13 protein-coding genes are annotated in these 16,528 nt (G+C 33.3%); 9 read left to right on the top strand and 4 right to left on the bottom strand.

Annotated elements, in window-relative coordinates:
* Positions 1-4 precede the first annotated feature (4 nt).
* From ACE94K_RS06490 to ACE94K_RS06475, 4 genes are all read right to left on the bottom strand, one after another.
* Positions 5-1,018 (bottom strand): sensor histidine kinase, encoded by a 1,014-nt coding sequence (locus ACE94K_RS06490; RefSeq protein WP_378181650.1) that lies wholly within the window; start codon positions 1,016-1,018, stop codon positions 5-7.
* Between the two features lie 3 nt (positions 1,019-1,021).
* Positions 1,022-2,233, bottom strand: a complete 1,212-nt coding sequence (locus tag ACE94K_RS06485) for a serine hydrolase domain-containing protein (RefSeq protein WP_378181648.1) — start codon at positions 2,231-2,233, stop codon at positions 1,022-1,024.
* 8 nt (positions 2,234-2,241) lie between these two features.
* On the bottom strand, positions 2,242-4,608 hold the full coding sequence (locus tag ACE94K_RS06480) for an outer membrane beta-barrel protein (protein WP_378181645.1): 2,367 nt from the start codon (positions 4,606-4,608) through the stop codon (positions 2,242-2,244).
* A 175-nt stretch (positions 4,609-4,783) separates the two neighbouring features.
* Entirely contained in the window at positions 4,784-5,542 is a 759-nt protein-coding gene (locus ACE94K_RS06475; RefSeq protein WP_378181642.1) for a helix-turn-helix domain-containing protein, read from the bottom strand.
* Between the two features lie 324 nt (positions 5,543-5,866).
* On the opposite strand from ACE94K_RS06475, the gene ACE94K_RS06470 reads away from it, so the two are divergent.
* The 9 genes from ACE94K_RS06470 (at position 5,867) to ACE94K_RS06430 (ending at position 16,524) form a co-directional block, all read left to right on the top strand.
* Positions 5,867-6,262, top strand: coding sequence for a molecular chaperone Tir (locus ACE94K_RS06470; protein ID WP_378181639.1), 396 nt, complete (start codon positions 5,867-5,869; stop codon positions 6,260-6,262).
* A 4-nt stretch (positions 6,263-6,266) separates the two neighbouring features.
* Positions 6,267-6,974: a PspA/IM30 family protein gene (locus tag ACE94K_RS06465; protein WP_378181636.1), complete on the top strand. Its 708-nt coding sequence runs from the start codon at positions 6,267-6,269 to the stop codon at positions 6,972-6,974.
* A 174-nt stretch (positions 6,975-7,148) separates the two neighbouring features.
* On the top strand, positions 7,149-7,874 hold the full coding sequence (locus ACE94K_RS06460) for a hypothetical protein (protein ID WP_378181633.1): 726 nt from the start codon (positions 7,149-7,151) through the stop codon (positions 7,872-7,874).
* A gap of 6 nt (positions 7,875-7,880) precedes the next feature.
* The gene (locus ACE94K_RS06455; RefSeq protein ID WP_378181630.1) at positions 7,881-9,980 is read left to right on the top strand and encodes a flotillin family protein; all 2,100 of its coding nucleotides are present in this window, start codon (positions 7,881-7,883) and stop codon (positions 9,978-9,980) included.
* A gap of 210 nt (positions 9,981-10,190) precedes the next feature.
* Positions 10,191-10,451: a hypothetical protein gene (locus ACE94K_RS06450; RefSeq protein WP_378181627.1), complete on the top strand. Its 261-nt coding sequence runs from the start codon at positions 10,191-10,193 to the stop codon at positions 10,449-10,451.
* 25 nt (positions 10,452-10,476) lie between these two features.
* Complete coding sequence (locus tag ACE94K_RS06445; RefSeq protein WP_378181624.1) at positions 10,477-10,776, top strand: hypothetical protein; 300 nt, start codon at positions 10,477-10,479, stop codon at positions 10,774-10,776.
* Between the two features lie 17 nt (positions 10,777-10,793).
* The gene (locus tag ACE94K_RS06440; protein ID WP_378181621.1) at positions 10,794-11,144 is read left to right on the top strand and encodes a DUF3592 domain-containing protein; all 351 of its coding nucleotides are present in this window, start codon (positions 10,794-10,796) and stop codon (positions 11,142-11,144) included.
* A gap of 3 nt (positions 11,145-11,147) precedes the next feature.
* The gene (locus ACE94K_RS06435) at positions 11,148-11,627 is read left to right on the top strand and encodes a hypothetical protein (protein ID WP_378181618.1); all 480 of its coding nucleotides are present in this window, start codon (positions 11,148-11,150) and stop codon (positions 11,625-11,627) included.
* 31 nt (positions 11,628-11,658) lie between these two features.
* Positions 11,659-16,524 (top strand): DNA repair ATPase, encoded by a 4,866-nt coding sequence (locus tag ACE94K_RS06430; RefSeq protein ID WP_378181615.1) that lies wholly within the window; start codon positions 11,659-11,661, stop codon positions 16,522-16,524.
* Positions 16,525-16,528: the final 4 nt, after the last annotated feature.

Raw genomic sequence — 16,528 nt, 5'->3', positions numbered from 1 at the left:
AGTCTTAAGATTCATTACTTAACTTCACAATAGGGATAGAAACTTTAAATTTTGATGCTGTATTAATAACCAGCACCTTTTGATCTGATAACAATTTGTATCGGGTCTTTAAATTCTTTAAACCAGTTCCAAAGGATTCTTCTTCAGATTGAATTTTAGATTTGGTATTAATCACCGTTAGCAAATCCTCTTCTATTATTATGTCTACGTCGATACTATTATTATTTAGTGCCTTATTATGTTTTACAACATTTTCGAGTAATGTTTGAATTGAACCTGTTGGAATAAACTTATCATCAAAATCGGTATTCTTATGTATCTGAAAATTATAATCGTCTCCAAACCTGGTTTCTATTAAAAATATATAATTCTCTGCAAAACCAACTTCCTCAGAAAGTTCCATCACCTCTGCATCTTTTGTTTGAATCAAATAACGGTAAATTAATGATAAGCGATTAATATACTCTTTGGCTTTTGTAGTATTATGATCAATTAGCGCGTCTAACGTATTCAAATTATTAAATAAAAAATGAGGATCAATCTGAGAACGTAATAGTTTCAATTCATTTTCCTTTTGTTGTTTTTGTACGTTAAAAAACTGAGCTTGGCCTTCGTAGAATTTTTTAGCCAATAAAATACCAAAGATAAAACCCGCATCATCCGATAGCCTAAAAAAACTCTTTAATATGAAATCGTACCATTTCGGAAACTTGTTCCAATCACCACCACCACTCCAAAATCCAGCTGTATAATCAATCGCTCCAAAAAAACACATGACAATCAGACCAAAAAACACAAATTGAGCATATTTCTTTTCCTTCACTATGTAACTAGGAATAAGCCAATACATAAAAGCAAGAATGACAATAAAAGAAAGCGCTGCTGCGACCGGAATATCAATAATGTATTCGATAAAGTCATTATCTTCTCTGTAATAATCAATACAATTAAAAAGAATTGTAACCGAATATATTATCCCGAGTAGGGTAAAATCTGACTTATTAAGTTTAGTATTCATTCGCTAAGTATTCAGAATTTTAGATTTTCGCATACGCCTAATCATCCATCTTATAAAAAACACCAATACAAGAATAAGTAAAATCGCGAAAACGGCGATGGTACCATAGAGTTTTGTATGACCCGGATCTGCCATTAAATAAAAAAACATGTCTTGTCCTAGTTGTTCACCATACTCAGAATTCGTAAATAGCACATATCCCCAGTCCTTTTCTGTATCCAAAAGGAACCAGCTGGTAAATCCAATGTTATTGCCGCCGTGGCAATACACATTAGTCAAAGGTAAATTAATATGCGTAAAACCTAACGTATATCTCACGTCAAACTCGTCATAAGGCACTTTAGAATGTGGTTTTAACAATTCTTCATAGCTTTCATTTGATAAAACATCTTTATTCATGACAGCAACCATCCATTTAGAAAAATCTAAAGATTCTGAGTGTAAAGAAGCAGGTGCCGAAAAGATGCTGTCTTCTTTCTTAACCCAATAATTATTTTTCCAATCAACGCGGTTGTTGTTTTCGTCATAAGGTTCTGCCTTGTACTTTCTTGTATAATCATTCTGAATGTAAACTGTATGTTCCAGTCCAATTGGCTTTCCTATTCTTTTCTGAAATTCTGTCTCCAAGCCTGCATCATCTGTGTTTAAAATGTGTTTCAATACCTGCGTTACATATTGATACCCTTCTCCAGAATAAAAATAATCTGTACCTGGTTCGAATTGAATTTTTAACGTATTATCCTCATCATCTTCTCTCCAATTCTGAAAACCCGTTTGATGACTTAATGCCATTCGTGCTGTTATTTTTTTATAACGCTCATCATGAGCAATATCAGGATACTGCAAGTATTGATATAAAGGCTTATCCAGGTCAAGAACTCCTTCTTCTACAAATGTCATTACAAAAAAACCAAACACAGGTTTTGATATAGAAGCTCCTTCAAAAATAGTTTGCTTTGTGACTGGTAACTTTTCTTCTACGTTAGCATATCCATCTATTTTATGATATACCACTTCTCCATCGTTAATTAAAGCAATAGAAATCCCAGGAATATTATATTCAGCCATTTTGGATGTAATAAAAGTATCTAAAGAATCCATTGGAATATCAAATCCTAAATAACTATCTACTGAATCATTATTTGTTGAAGTACAACTGGTCATTACATAACCCATCAGTACAATGATTCTAAACTGTTTTACAAAATTTTTCATACTATTTTTTAGTTTTTATCATCAATTCTATCCCTTTCTTCCTCTGAGACATTGCTTCTCTTTTTATTTTTACTAAACTTAGATCCAAAATTATAGTTCAACTGAAGAAAAATATTTTGCCTTGGCCAATCATTAACAATTGTTGCATTTACATTATCGTAATTGATGCTTCCAAAGAATTTTCTATTTAGAATTTCTTCAAATTCGAGGCTTACTTTTAAGCGGTCCTTCATAAATTTCTTGCTTATTGCCAAATCAATACCTGCTATCCATTTGTACTCTATCTGACCTTCTAAACCGCCTGTAGAATAATATCCTGAGATTTCAGAGTTTATCCCCCAAGGTAATTGATATTCAGCACTTGTATACCAGGTTAGATTCCATCGTGATAAATCCAATGCTGGTGTTAATCTCTCAGAGGTATATTCATTATAATTCACGATGATACCGGTATATCCATCTAATCCTTTTATAAAATCTAACGGACCAAATAAACTAGCAGTAAAATTGTTATTCTCCGCTAGGTTGATAACCGAACGAGAAGTTTCTGCAGAAGTATCATTTTGGGTGATAATTTCGAATAACGCATCGGTAGTTTGCCCATAACTAACACTAAAAAACGGCTGATCCTCATACGTAAGGTTCAAGCGAAAGCTATTGGTAAAAGCAGGTTTCAGGTTTGGGTTTCCTTCTTCAAAAGTAAAAGGATCATAATAGTATACAAAAGAATTAAGAGAACTATATGATGGTCTTTGAATTCGATAACTATATGCAACATTTACTCCAATCTCTTCAGTTATTTCCCTTCCTAAACTTAGACTGGGAAACAATTTAGAAATCTTTCTGGATCTTGTTTCATTCTGTGTAACTGAAATACCTTCGGTATCACTTTCTTCCCAACGCAATCCTCCTGAGAATGACCATTTGTTATATTTCGCGTTAAATTTTGAATACACTGCCAGAATACTTTCATCTATCAAAAAACGATTACTTTGATTCTCGTTATTTATAAATTCTCCTTGATCATTCTCCGTTAAGGCTTGTAAATCACTATCAGAATTCACCTGGGAATACTTTGCTCCTAATCCCCAACTAAAATTATCGTTTTGTGTTCGTTTATAATCTCCTTGATAAGTAAATATTTCAAAATCTGCATTCTGAAAGTAACGTTGATTATTATACTCTATTGGACTTTCTTCTATTTGAAATAAATTATTTTCATTTTTAAACATATAATCTATATAACTAAAATCCAATGTTATTTTATTCTTCTGATCATCATACTCGTAATATGGATTAAATGTATAGGTGATTCGATCTCGATCATAGCTATTATCGGTTAATAGTGTTGCTGATGTATTTCCGTTGCTGACAGTAGTATTATTTTTAGTAATCCGATCTGATAAAGACTGAATTCTGTTAGCATTAATACCAATAGTATTTGTATTATTTACATAATAATCAACCCCACCGCTTAATCGATATGTCTCGGGATCAAAAGGTGAAATCGATGTTTGATCATAGGTTTCATCTAGAACTTGCCTCGATATGATCAAATCCTCCCTCCAAGAAGACCGATTATAACCTGCACTCGCCTGCCAGTTGAGTTTATTTCTATAACTAGCAACAGATGCACTCGTACCATAAGTAAGGTCATCGACATATCCAATAGTACTACGTATATTCCCGTGAGTCCCCAATTTTACATTTTTCTTTAAAATGATATTTACAATTGGTCCAGATCCTTCCGCATCGTATTCAGCTCCCGGTTGCTGAATCAGTTCTACTCTCGCAATGTTATCTGCTGGCATTTCTCGTAACAGAGAAGCAACATCCATATAATCAGTTGTTTTGCCGTTAATAAGTATTCTAATATTGCTCTGCCCTCCATAATTTATATTTCCATTTGTAACAATAACACCTGGAACCTTTTTCATTACATCTTGTAGATTAGTATTGATCATTTCAGACTTTTCGATATCTACAATTAGTTTTTCTGCGGTTTGCTTAATAATTGGTTTTTTGTAGGTGATCAATACTTCATCTAGCTGCTCTGATTGTAACACAAAATTCATTACCAACTCACTCCCTGTATTACTAAGACTAAAAATTTCTGAGATTTTAGTATCATAACCAAGCATCGATACCTCTATCCTATAACTACCTGCTTTAATGTTTTCGAAGAAGTACTCACCTTTTTCACTTGTAGCCATCGCCGAAATTGCGGTATCTGTTTTATCTTGGTAAAGAATAACATTTGCAAAAATGAGAGATTCTTGATTTTGATCCGATACATTCCCTTTAATTGAGTTTTGTGCGCACATCGTTTTTACCACGATGAGCAAAATAATTATTAGTGTTTTTTTGAATTCCACAACTTTTCGTTTTTTGATTGATGATGGAACAAATGTAGATTCGCTCTACCCTATTTTAAAGTAGATTCTGCTCAATCGGGTCAAAATACAGTTGAATGTGTTTTTACAATAGACTGAAAAAACAAAAAAAGGAGCTACTCGCTCCTTTTTTTGTTTACTGAATATACCAATGAAACTAGCCTAACTTCTCTTTCATTCTAAGTAATTCTTGCTCTATCATTTGTAGTTTGCCTTCCATACCATCTGCAAACTCAGGAATACGTTTACAAAACACATAGCGAACACGCCACATTTCTTTAATTTCGGAAATAGGATATTCTTCATCCTCAATATTTTTATGATCCGCACGTAATACCACACTATTCTTAGTAATGTAAAGCCTTCTGAAAATCAGTTTTGTATCGGTTAAAGCAACTACCAAAGTTCCATTATTTAATTTCTTTATAACATCAGAAGGTACTTTCTCACCGATAACAACATCTTTTGGATAAAAGCCTTGATCGTGATTGGTCATTTCTAAATTTAGTACGGTATATCCTCTAAACTCTTTAGCCGGATTGACAGGTAACTGAATAGTTGGCAGTTCTTTTATAAAGTTACTTTTATCATATAAAGCTATATACTCTCCAGAAGTACTTTCGGTTATACACGGAATTACTGCAAATTGCTCCCGCTTTATATCCTGTGCGTAGGTGGTAAGATCTCCCTTAAACTTCAGAAGTTCATTAACAGTTAATTCTCCGGTTAGCAACTTATCAATTTCTATGCTAAAATAATTAGCTATTTTGATAATAGTATCAATTTTAGGTTCACTTCGCCCTTCTTCATAAGCTCCTAATGTACCGCGTTTCAGGTCAAAAAGCTCAGCAAATGCTTGCTGACTTAAACTTTTTACACTCCTAATTTTTTTAATATTTTTTCCAAAAAAAGACATTTTTGCTAATTTTATTTGCAATTATAAAAATTTATCGTACTTTTACACTAACAATATTAGCTAATATATTTAATAAATGCTAATTTTAGTAGAAATACTTTATTAAAGTATCTTGATTTTGGGCGAAATCATATGTGTACTAAAAATTTTAGCAAACAACTAATTCATTAACTTAAAAAACAACATACTCATGATATCCATCGTACAATATCTTGCCAATTTAGCTGTCGATATAGTAGAAAAGTTATCGTACTTTTTGTAATATTGATACTAGGTCATAAAAAAGAAATAAATTACTAATAATCAATCGAAAACAACCATCAAATGCAAGATCATTTTCAACAGGTAAAAGATTATTTACTGAAACTTAATTTCAATATCATTCATGAAAATAAAGGAGATGGAATTATAATGATCAGTAAAGAGAACGAAGGGATTAAAAATCTCATTCTTGGTGTAGCATTACCCATTTTAATTATAGAACAACATATTTTCAATATTAAGAATAAAAACGAACTCGTATATCGAAGCTTACTTCAAAAAAACAGGGATATCGTTCATGGAGCATTTGTTCTAGACGAAACCGGAGAAAAAGTAATCTTCAGGGATACATTACAATTAGAAAACCTAGACCTAAATGAATTAGAGGGAACTTTAAATTCTTTAGGCTTACTATTAAGCGAATACTCGCAACAAATTATAAATTTTTCAAAATATTAATACTATGAACTTTTTCAAAAGACTATTTAAAATAGGTGAAGCTGAGGCAAATTCTGCTATCGATAAAATGGAAGATCCTATTAAAATGACAGAACAAGGGATCCGTGATATGAAAATAGATCTCGAAAAAAGCCTGGAGGCTCTCGCGCAAGTAAAAGCATTAGCTATCAGATCTAAAAACGACACCGAAGAATATGCAGCCAAGGCAGAAGATTATCAACAGAAAGCTATGCTGATTCTAAAAAAAGCACAAAATGGAGATCTTGATACTGCCGAAGCAGATAGGTTAGCAAAAGAAGCATTGATCAAAAAAGAAGAATCATTGCAGCACGTAACTCGTGGCAAAGGTGAAACAGAAAAGTTTGATGGTTCTGTATCTCAACTCGAAAAAAATGTAGAAGAGATCAAACAGAATATTAGCAAATGGGAAAATGAGCTTAAAACCCTGAAAGCACGGGTAAAAGTATCTGCAGCTACTAAAAATGTAAACAAACAAATGGCAGAAATAGATAGTTCTAGCACAGTTTCTATGCTGGAGCGTATGAAAGACAAAGTAAATCAGGAAGAAGCATTGGCAGAAGCATACGGTGATATCGCGAACGCATCAAAATCTATTGATGATCAATTAGACAAAGCGGCTGATATTACAAAGAGTAATGCAGAAGATGATTTGGCAAAGTTAAAAGAGCAACTTGGAATGAAAGATTCATAGGCCCTAGTAAAAAATCCCTGAAAAAAGGGTAACAAAATAGCGTCTAGTAGCACTAACTTGCAGCAGTGAAAATTAAAACTGTATAGAGTTTAAATTTTAAAATCAACCAATGATAGACTTTTTTCGCAGTATCAAATACTGGAAAAGCAAAAGCCTAATTTAATAACTAAAACATTGAAAGAATTATTTGACATAGCAATATCGACCGTTAATTTACCATTAACAATACTATTTGGTTTATTAATCTTGTATTGGCTTTTAACCACACTTACAGGGTTGGATTTAGATTTCTTTGATGCAGATATTGACGTAGATGTAGATGCAGACGTTGATATGGACATAGATGCGGATACAGAATTTGATGCTAGAGCAAATTTGGATGTTCAGGATATTTCCAATACTGAGGTAAAAAAAGAAGATGTAATAAGACGTCGTGGTAAATTGAATTTCTTTCAGATATTTTTAATTTATTTCAATTTTGTAGGACTTCCTTTTATGTTCACCTTTACATTTTTTGTTTTGTTTTGGTGGGCGATCACAATGACCGGAACCTCAATCACTCATAGTTATAATAATGATTTTGGATTTGTCTTTTTCTTTGGAGGAATTATTCCTGCATTGATCATCACAAAAATAATCACTACGCCTTTTAAACGATTTTTTACAAATTTCAACAATAAAGGAGAAAGTAAATTAGAGTTATTAGGAAGACAAGGGGTTTTACAAAGCCCTCTTTCCGGAGAAAAAATTTCAACTTTAGAAATTAAGATCAAGTCAGACCCTATAAAGGTGATGGTTAAATCTAAAGATGGAATAGAAATACCAGCTAATACATCAGTGGAAATTATAAATCAAGTAAAAAACAAACAACTATATATCGTTCAACCATTAAACTACTAAAAAATTATGAGTAATGTAGCATCAATAGCCATCGTTGTGGTGGTATCATTAGTACTACTAATAGTACTATATTTTATTATAATTGCGATTTTCTATAAGAAGATTCCTCAAGGAGAAGCTATAGTAAGAACTGGATTTGGAGGAACAGCAGTAGCTTTTGATAAAGGTCTTTATGTAATTCCCGTTCTGCATAAAGTAGAAATTATGGATATTTCTATCAAAAAAATTGACATCGAACGAACCGGCCTGAATGGACTTATATGTAAAGATAATATTAGAGCAGATATAAAAGTTGCTTTCTTTGTAAAAGTAAATAAATCTGTAGAAGACATTATCAATGTAGCACAAACTATTGGTTGTAACCGTGCATCCGAAATCGACACATTAAGAAGCCTATTTGATGCAAAATTCTCCGAAGCTTTAAAAACGGTTGGTAAGAAATTTGAATTTGTAGAATTATATGAAGCAAGACGTGAATTTAGAGATGAGATTGTAAATATTATTGGTACAGATCTTAATGGATATATATTAGATGACTGCGCTATTGATGACCTAGAACAAACGTCCCTTAGCGTGATGAAACCAGATAATATTCTGGATGCAGAAGGTATCAAAAAAATCACCGAATTAACTGCGGCTCAAAATATAAAATCCAACCTTATCAAGCGTGATGAAGAAAAAATAATTCGCAAACAAGATGTAGAAGCACGCGAAGCTATTTTGGAATTAGATAAGCAATTAGCCGAAAAAGAAGAACAACAACGAAGAGAAATAGCAAATATCAAAGCGCGTGAAGAAGCCGAAATACAAAAGGTTTCAGAAGAAGAAAGATTAAAATCAGAAACCGCACGTATCTCTACAGAAGAAAAGGTAAAAGTTGCAGAAGAAAATATGCAGCGTCAAATCATTGTTGCGGAGAAAAATAAGCAACGTACAGATGCTGTAGAGACAGAAAGAGTAGAAAAAGACAGGATGTTAGAAGCTACAGAACGTGAACGTATCGTTACGCTTGCTCAAATTGAAAAAGAAAAAGTAGTAGAAGTTGAGAAGAAAAACATTCAGGATGTGATTCGTGATCGAGTAATGCTGGAAAAAGGTGTGGTAGAAGAGCAAGAAAATATGAAAGATATTGAAGCTTTTAAAACTGCAGATCGTGAGAAACATGTAAAAATTACCATTGCCGAAGCAAATGCAGAAGAAGCATTAATTGCAACCATAAAAGCTGCCGAAGCTCAAAAAGAGGCTGCTAAACAAAAAGCGGAAGAAATTAATATCGAAGCATTAGCACATAAAGAAGCTAGCGAAAAAGAAGCGGCTGCAAGAAAAACATTAGCAGAAGCACAAGCAAAAGAAGAAGCTACTATTGGTATGTCTGAGGCTCAGGTAATGCACGCAAAAGCAGAAGCTCACGAACGTCAAGGAATTGTAGAGGCTTCAATTATTGAGAAAAAAGCAAAAGCGGAAGCTGCTGGTATTTCTGCAAAAGCAGAAGCCTTAAAAGAAGAAGGAATTGCTGAAGCTGAAGTAATCAAAGAAAAAGCACTTGCCAAAGCAATTGGTGATAAAGAAATTGCACTAGCAGAAGCTGCCGGAATCGAAGAAAAAGCAGAGGCTATGAAAAAACTGGATGGTGTTGGAAAAGAACACGAAGAGTTTAAATTACGATTAGATAAAGAATTACAAGTAGACTTAGCCGAAATCAATATCCAAAAAGAAATTGCATATGCTCAGGCAGATGTGATTGGAGAAGCATTAAAAGCTGCTAACATCGATATCGTTGGTGGAGAAACCATGTTCTTTGATCAAATTATTGGACAAGTAACCAAGGCGAAAGGATTTGACAGACTTGTTAAGCATTCGGATACTGTAAAAGATGTAAAAGATGCAATTCTGGGAAGTGATGATATAAAAGGAAATCTTTTAGAAAAAGTAAAAGAATTTGCTACTAAATACGGAATCTCTTCTGAAGATATAAAGAACCTCACGATCGCTAATATTTTGATGGATCTGAAACAGAAATCTACTAATGAAGAAGAAAACACTTTGTTTAGTAACCTGTTTAATTTGGCAAAAGGCTTAGGATTATCTGACAAAAAATTGAAATAATATTCAAAAAAGTTCTCCTCCTTAAAAGGAGGAGAATGAATTTCGCGAAGCGAAAGAAAGAGAAGGTTAGAAATCCCCAATACTTTATGAATACTATTATAAATACATTTTTAGACCCATAAAAGTCAATCCCTGAAAGTCTTGAACTCTCTTTGGGGTAGCGAGTGATTGACTAGATGGGATTTGTTTAACTTTTAAATACGGTTTACTATGGGATTTGGAGGAACGCAAGGAATGATAACTTCCTTGAAAAATAATAGTAGAATAGACAAACGAGAAGCTTTTGACGGATGGACTCATTCTGATAAAAAAAGTAAGGGAATAACAGTAGAACCTGTTTCTGAAAAAGTCTTAAAAGATATTAGGAATAAGATTCAGCTGCAAAATCGAACGACAACTATAAAAACCTTGTTGGTTATTGGAATTGGAATTGTTATAATGTTTTTGGTTATTATTCTAAAAGATCATTGAAGTATAATTTGTAAACTGAAAACCTATGAGTGCAATTTCGGGAATGAACATTTCGATGAAGAATAATAATCGAAGAGTTAAAAAGAAAGCCTTTAGCCACATCAGGAGAGAATCTGGCACGGAAAGTCAAGGAATTGAAACAGAATCTGTTTCTGAAAAAGTTTTAGAAGAAATTAGAATTAAACTAAAACAACAACAAAAGGCAGGAAATAGGCGAAATATAATTATCGGAATCATCAGTGTATTCATTTTCGTACTGCTTTTCTGGGTAATTACATATCATTATCAAAATGATCCAGGAGTTAGTTTTGGTCCTTTTAGATAACAAAAATGAAATGAATTATGAGTAGAAAGTATTTAGGACTACTAACGGTATTAGTAGTAGCAGTTGGCGTTTTAGCATTCAATAATTATAATAATAAAGCAGGATTGGTAAAAAACGGAGTCATAACAACAGCAGTTATAGAAAAAATCTCAAAAAATAAGATTGATAACGAATTCTCCCCTACCGTAGAGAATATCCATATCAAATACTTTTATACTATCGATTCCAAAAAGTATACAAAAACAGAAGAAATTTCGAAACATGAGCAGGATCTCTATTTCACTAAAAAACGGAAAGTAGGAGATTCTGTAAAAATTATCTATGATTCAGAAAAGCCGGGCAATTCTAGAATGAAAAAGATAAAATAATAGATGATAACTGACATCCACTTTTCAGAAAAACAAAAATTTAACCAATCTTGGTTATGGGTCTTGATACTAATTTCTGGAATTGTTGTCTTAATAACTGTGGGTAATGATAAAGGCTTGATGACAACTACATTTATAATTACTGCTTGTTCCTTTGCTTCAGTGATTTTAATTTTTTCTTTGATGAAACTAGAAACACTGATTAAAAATGATGGAATCTATGTCCGTTTTTTTCCATTTCATATTAAGTTTATTCGATATGAATGGACTACAATCGAACAACTATATATTAGAAAATATGATCCAATTTCTGAATACGGTGGATGGGGAATAAGAATGAACCTTAGAGGAAAGGGGAAAGCCTTCAATATTTCCGGAAATAAAGGGTTGCAATTGGAATTTCTAAATAATAAAAAATTATTAATAGGAACCAATAAGCCTAATGAACTTTCTGAAGCTTTGAAAAAAATTGGCAAACTTTAATCAACTCTGACTAAAAACTAGAGTAACAACTATGGAAGAAACCAACACGAATAACATACAACTAGACGGTGGAACCTATGAGATCATTCAGAAACGTTTACAAAAACAAAAGAGTGAGCTTCAAAATCGTTTAACTCAATTAAATGACGCGCGAAAAGTGATTTTTGGTAGTGTAGAGACCAAACTTATCGCCAATAATCGTATTAATACAGAGAATAACTGCATCGCTAGAGACATTGTTACTATTGGCAAATTTTGTCTTTTTGGATATAATGTACATTTTGGATTAAGAACGGAGATAAAATTGAATGATGTATTCAGTATCTATACATACGATAATGATCATTTTGTAAATAAAAAACTAGACCTCATCAATGATCCGGTTTTCATTGATGACTTCACCAATCTTTATAAATACTATCGTAATACCATCTTTTCGAAGTTTGCTATTGTTGGCAATTATCTACATATGGTATTTCAGTTAAGCGAAAGCGTTTCTGATATCAAAACTTTCAAATGGTTAATCAATGAAGGTACACTTACTTATATAGACAACCGAAGCGAACACGAATTTAAATTTCCGGAACAATATGAATTTAAATGGAAAGAAGTAACACGAGACATGCATCGGTACGGAACGCATCCGCATATCTCTATACTAGATAAGGTTTTTGTTGAAACTGTTGGTGGTGATCTTACGATTAAAATTGAAGACAATACAGATGACGGAAAAGGGATCTACGATGAAGCGGTAGAACAAGTAGACCAAACACTAGACGATGGGCAATATCGATATGCGGATCTTGGTAATCTGATAGCACTGGAAATCAAACCTTTTCAGGAAGCACCTCGTTATTTTGTTTATAACCATAAAGTGCAGGAAGTAAAAAAGATTGAATGTATCAAGGATGCGTGTGTACTTTTGCCAGATGATCAAGGAATTATTTATCCCAATGGATACTATTTGCAATCAGGAGAAGTAAAACTTTTTACAAACGAAATCTCTAATGTTCAATTTCAGGAAAAAATCAGCTCTCCCAACGGCGAGGATTTCTTATATGTTTTTTATGAAAGTGAAAAAGGGCTGTACACCCTAATGTCCTATAATGTAATAGAACAAGAAGTAAAAACACCTATTATCTGTAATGGTTTTACCATTTTAGAAGGAGGAGAATTGTGTTATTTCAAAACAGAAGACGAACAAACAAAACACCATATAATTCAGATATGGCAAACCCCATTTTTGAAGGGAAATGAAATTCCTTCAGAACATACGGATACCTTACTATACAAAATAGGAAATAAGGATATTGTAAAAGCGATGGCAGAATGTCACGCATTGATCACCTTATTAAATAAAGAAGATAGTTATGATGGTTTATATGATGATCTTGCTAAATCCTCTAACGATATTATCGATAGCTATTATTGGATTCGAGAAGAGGACACGTATCGACTTGATATTCCGTTGGGCGAAATTAGTAATGCTGCAAACTCTGCTATCGATGAGTTCGAAAAAGTTGTACAACTTCGTAGAACTGCTGCTAATGTCACTAAAGAAACCCAAGAAACCGCAGAAGGTATCTTTAGTAAAATAAAAAGCAGTTCCTTTAGATCTATAGATGACTTTGTACAGGTTTTGTCACAACTAAGAACTTTGCGTGGTGAAGTTATTGGATTAAATGACATTAGATACGTTGATAAACAATTTATCACTGATCTCGAAGCTGAAATTGCAAAACAAACGGATAAAATCTCACAGCGTTGTGTACAATTCTTACTGGACGACAAGGCACTACTACCCTATCACGCGCGAGTAGAAGAAAAACAGGAAGCACTTGAAGCAATTAAAAAAGTAATAGAAGCAAAAAAGCTAGAAGAAGAAGTAAATCAAATAGCTAAAGATCTGGAAATGTTGATTGATATTGTTTCCAATCTTCAGATTGAAGACACTTCGCATTCTACTAAAATCATTGATAATATATCCTTGATTTTTGCGACGATCAATCAGTTAAAAGCAGGGATCAAGAATAAGATAAAATCCCTTGGTAGTAAAGAAGCGAATGCAGAATTTGCTGCTCAACTTAAACTAGTAGATCAAAGTATCATTAACTATTTGGATATCGCTACTACTCCAGAGAAAACAGATGAACTATTAAATAAGGTTTCCGTTCAATTAGAAGATTTAGAAGGAAGATTCGCAGATTTTGAAGAGTTTATTACTCTTATCATCGAAAAACGTGAGGAAGTATATAATGCTTTTGAAGCCAGAAAAAGTAGCCTTATTGAAGCCAGAAATAAAAAAGCCGTTGCACTGGAAAACGCAGCAAACCGAATACTAAAAGGTGTTACCAAAAAAGCATTAAGCTTTGATTCTGTCGCTGACATCAATGGTTATTTTGCATCTGATCTCATGATCAATAAACTTAGGGATATTATCTCCAATTTAATGGAACTTGATGATGCAGGTAAAGCTGAAACTATAGAAACTGCCCTAAAAGTAGCTAAAGAAGATGCTACCAGAAAACTAAAAGACAAGCAAGATCTTTATGAAGATGGCGAAAATATAATCAAACTTGGAAAACATAAGTTTGGTGTAAACAAACAGCCCTTAGATCTTACCATTGTATTTAAAGACAATAGCCTACAATATCATCTGACAGGAACAGATTTCTATCAGGAAATCAAAAATGAAACATTATTAAAATCTAAAAAATACTGGGATCAAGAATTAATTTCTGAAAACCAAGAGGTATATCGTTCAGCTTACCTGGCTTATAAACTGTTTACGACTAAAAAGGAAGAGCTTATAAACTTAGGAGAAAACGAATTACAAGAACTTATAAAATCCGAAAGTAGTAAAAACTATGCCGAAGGATATGTAAAAGGAGTTCACGATGTGGATGCGGCAAAAATTTTAAAAGTTTTAGTAAGTAAAGATCATGACCTTGGATTATTGCGATTTGATTCTTTGTCTAGATCGTATGCACAATACTTTTGGCATAGCTTAGAAGCAGAAAAGAGAACATATTGGAATGATACCATAAAAGCATCAGGAGAAGTTCTGGAAATCTTTTCTGACAGTAAAGAATATCAAACCGTACTATCTGATTTAGAAAAAGAGATTGTTACTTTCTCCGACGAGCAAAAGCTATTTGACAAAAAACATAGCAACGCTATTAGCAATTATCTTTTTGCCGAACTACAAACAGATGATGTATTTTGCATTAGTCAAACTGCACACGAACTTCATCAGGCTTTTATATTTGAATTAGAGAAGAAAAAGGTAGCCACTAAGTTCAAAAAAACTTTAGAAGCTACCCGCGGAAAAAATCAGAAAGATATTATCAGATTGGCACTACAATGGGTAACTGCTTTTCTGAAAACCTATCATTCTGAACGGATTGATTATGCACACGAAATTATTTGTATCCTGTTGTATAAAAAAGAATCTATTTCAGAAGTAATTCATATAAATCCTTCTCAGAGGATAGAAGGATTAAAAGGAAGTCATCCCACTATACAAGAAGGTAATTTCGAATTTAATTATCATCAGTTTATTACTCAATTATCTGACTTTTCTAATGTCGAAGTTCCGGCATTTGAAGCATATCGCGAAGCAAAACACACGGTAACGGAAACATTAAAAGAGCAGCTAAAACTAGAAGAATTTACACCTAGAGTTTTATCCTCTTTTGTTCGTAATAAATTGATTGATCAAGTCTACCTTCCTTTGTTTGGAGATAACCTTGCCAAACAGCTGGGAAGTGTTGGCGACAACAAGCGTACAGATAGAATGGGTATGTTATTGTTGATTTCTCCGCCTGGATATGGTAAAACAACCTTGATGGAATATATGGCTAATCGCCTGGGATTGGTATTTATGAAAATCAATGGCCCCGCTATTGGCCATGAAGTTACTTCGGTAGATCCAATGGCTGCTAACAATTCTGCAGCACGTGAAGAACTTAAAAAACTGAATCTCGCATTCGAAATGGGTAACAACGTGATGTTATACCTAGACGATATTCAACATTGTAATCCTGAGTTTTTACAGAAATTTATTTCACTAGCAGATGGTACCCGTAAGATTGAAGGGATCTATAATGGCAATCCTAAAACCTATGATTTACGCAGTAAGAAATTCTGTGTGATTATGGCTGGAAACCCATATACCGAAAGCGGAGATAAATTTCAGATACCTGATATGTTGGCCAATAGGGCTGATATCTATAACCTGGGAGATATTATTGGTGATACGGCAGATTTATTTAAATTAAGTCTCATCGAAAATGCATTAACCTCAAATCCGGTATTGCATCAGTTAAGCAGTAAATATTTTGAGGATATTTACGGATTAATTGAAATGGTGGAAACGGGTACGCAAGAAGGCGTTGAATTAAAAGGAAATCATACTAAACAGGAAATACAGGACTATCTGTCGGTACTGGAAAAAGTGGTTACCATCCGGAATACGGTGATGCAAGTAAACGCTACTTACATTAAATCGGCAGCGATGGAAGATTCATATCGTACCGAGCCATCTTTCAAACTACAAGGATCATATCGTGATATGAGCAAATTGGTTTCTAAAGTAGTTCCAATCATGAATGATAAAGAATTACAAACCCTACTCCTATCACATTATGAAAACGAGTCACAAACCTTAACCAGTGCAGCGGAAGCCAACCTTCTCAAATATAAAGAACTGACTAACAACATTACACAAGAAGAGATTGTAAGATGGGAAAGCATTAAAGAAACCTTTATAAAAAATAATAAACTAAAAGGTTTTGGTAATCAAAATGAAATGACGCAGGTTCTTGCACAAATGATGCAGTTTAGCGAACATTTATCCGGAATTCAGGAAGTATTGAAGAAAGGGTTGGAAAAATAACGAT

The organism is Aquimarina besae (assembly GCF_042434905.1).
Taxonomy (GTDB): Bacteria; Bacteroidota; Bacteroidia; order Flavobacteriales; family Flavobacteriaceae; genus Aquimarina.
Note: the sequence above shows the minus strand (reverse complement) of the source record. Positions and strands in the feature narration are given on the sequence as shown.

Coding starts and splice junctions, on each gene's coding strand:
- ACE94K_RS06440 (WP_378181621.1), top strand. CDS start 10,794: ATGAGTAGAAAGTATTTAGGACTACTAACGGTATTAGTAGTAGCAGTT.
- ACE94K_RS06450 (WP_378181627.1), top strand. CDS start 10,191: ATGGGATTTGGAGGAACGCAAGGAATGATAACTTCCTTGAAAAATAAT.
- ACE94K_RS06455 (WP_378181630.1), top strand. CDS start 7,881: ATGAGTAATGTAGCATCAATAGCCATCGTTGTGGTGGTATCATTAGTA.
- ACE94K_RS06470 (WP_378181639.1), top strand. CDS start 5,867: ATGCAAGATCATTTTCAACAGGTAAAAGATTATTTACTGAAACTTAAT.
- ACE94K_RS06430 (WP_378181615.1), top strand. CDS start 11,659: ATGGAAGAAACCAACACGAATAACATACAACTAGACGGTGGAACCTAT.
- ACE94K_RS06490 (WP_378181650.1), bottom strand. CDS start 1,018: ATGAATACTAAACTTAATAAGTCAGATTTTACCCTACTCGGGATAATA.
- ACE94K_RS06465 (WP_378181636.1), top strand. CDS start 6,267: ATGAACTTTTTCAAAAGACTATTTAAAATAGGTGAAGCTGAGGCAAAT.
- ACE94K_RS06475 (WP_378181642.1), bottom strand. CDS start 5,542: ATGTCTTTTTTTGGAAAAAATATTAAAAAAATTAGGAGTGTAAAAAGT.
- ACE94K_RS06435 (WP_378181618.1), top strand. CDS start 11,148: ATGATAACTGACATCCACTTTTCAGAAAAACAAAAATTTAACCAATCT.
- ACE94K_RS06485 (WP_378181648.1), bottom strand. CDS start 2,233: ATGAAAAATTTTGTAAAACAGTTTAGAATCATTGTACTGATGGGTTAT.
- ACE94K_RS06445 (WP_378181624.1), top strand. CDS start 10,477: ATGAGTGCAATTTCGGGAATGAACATTTCGATGAAGAATAATAATCGA.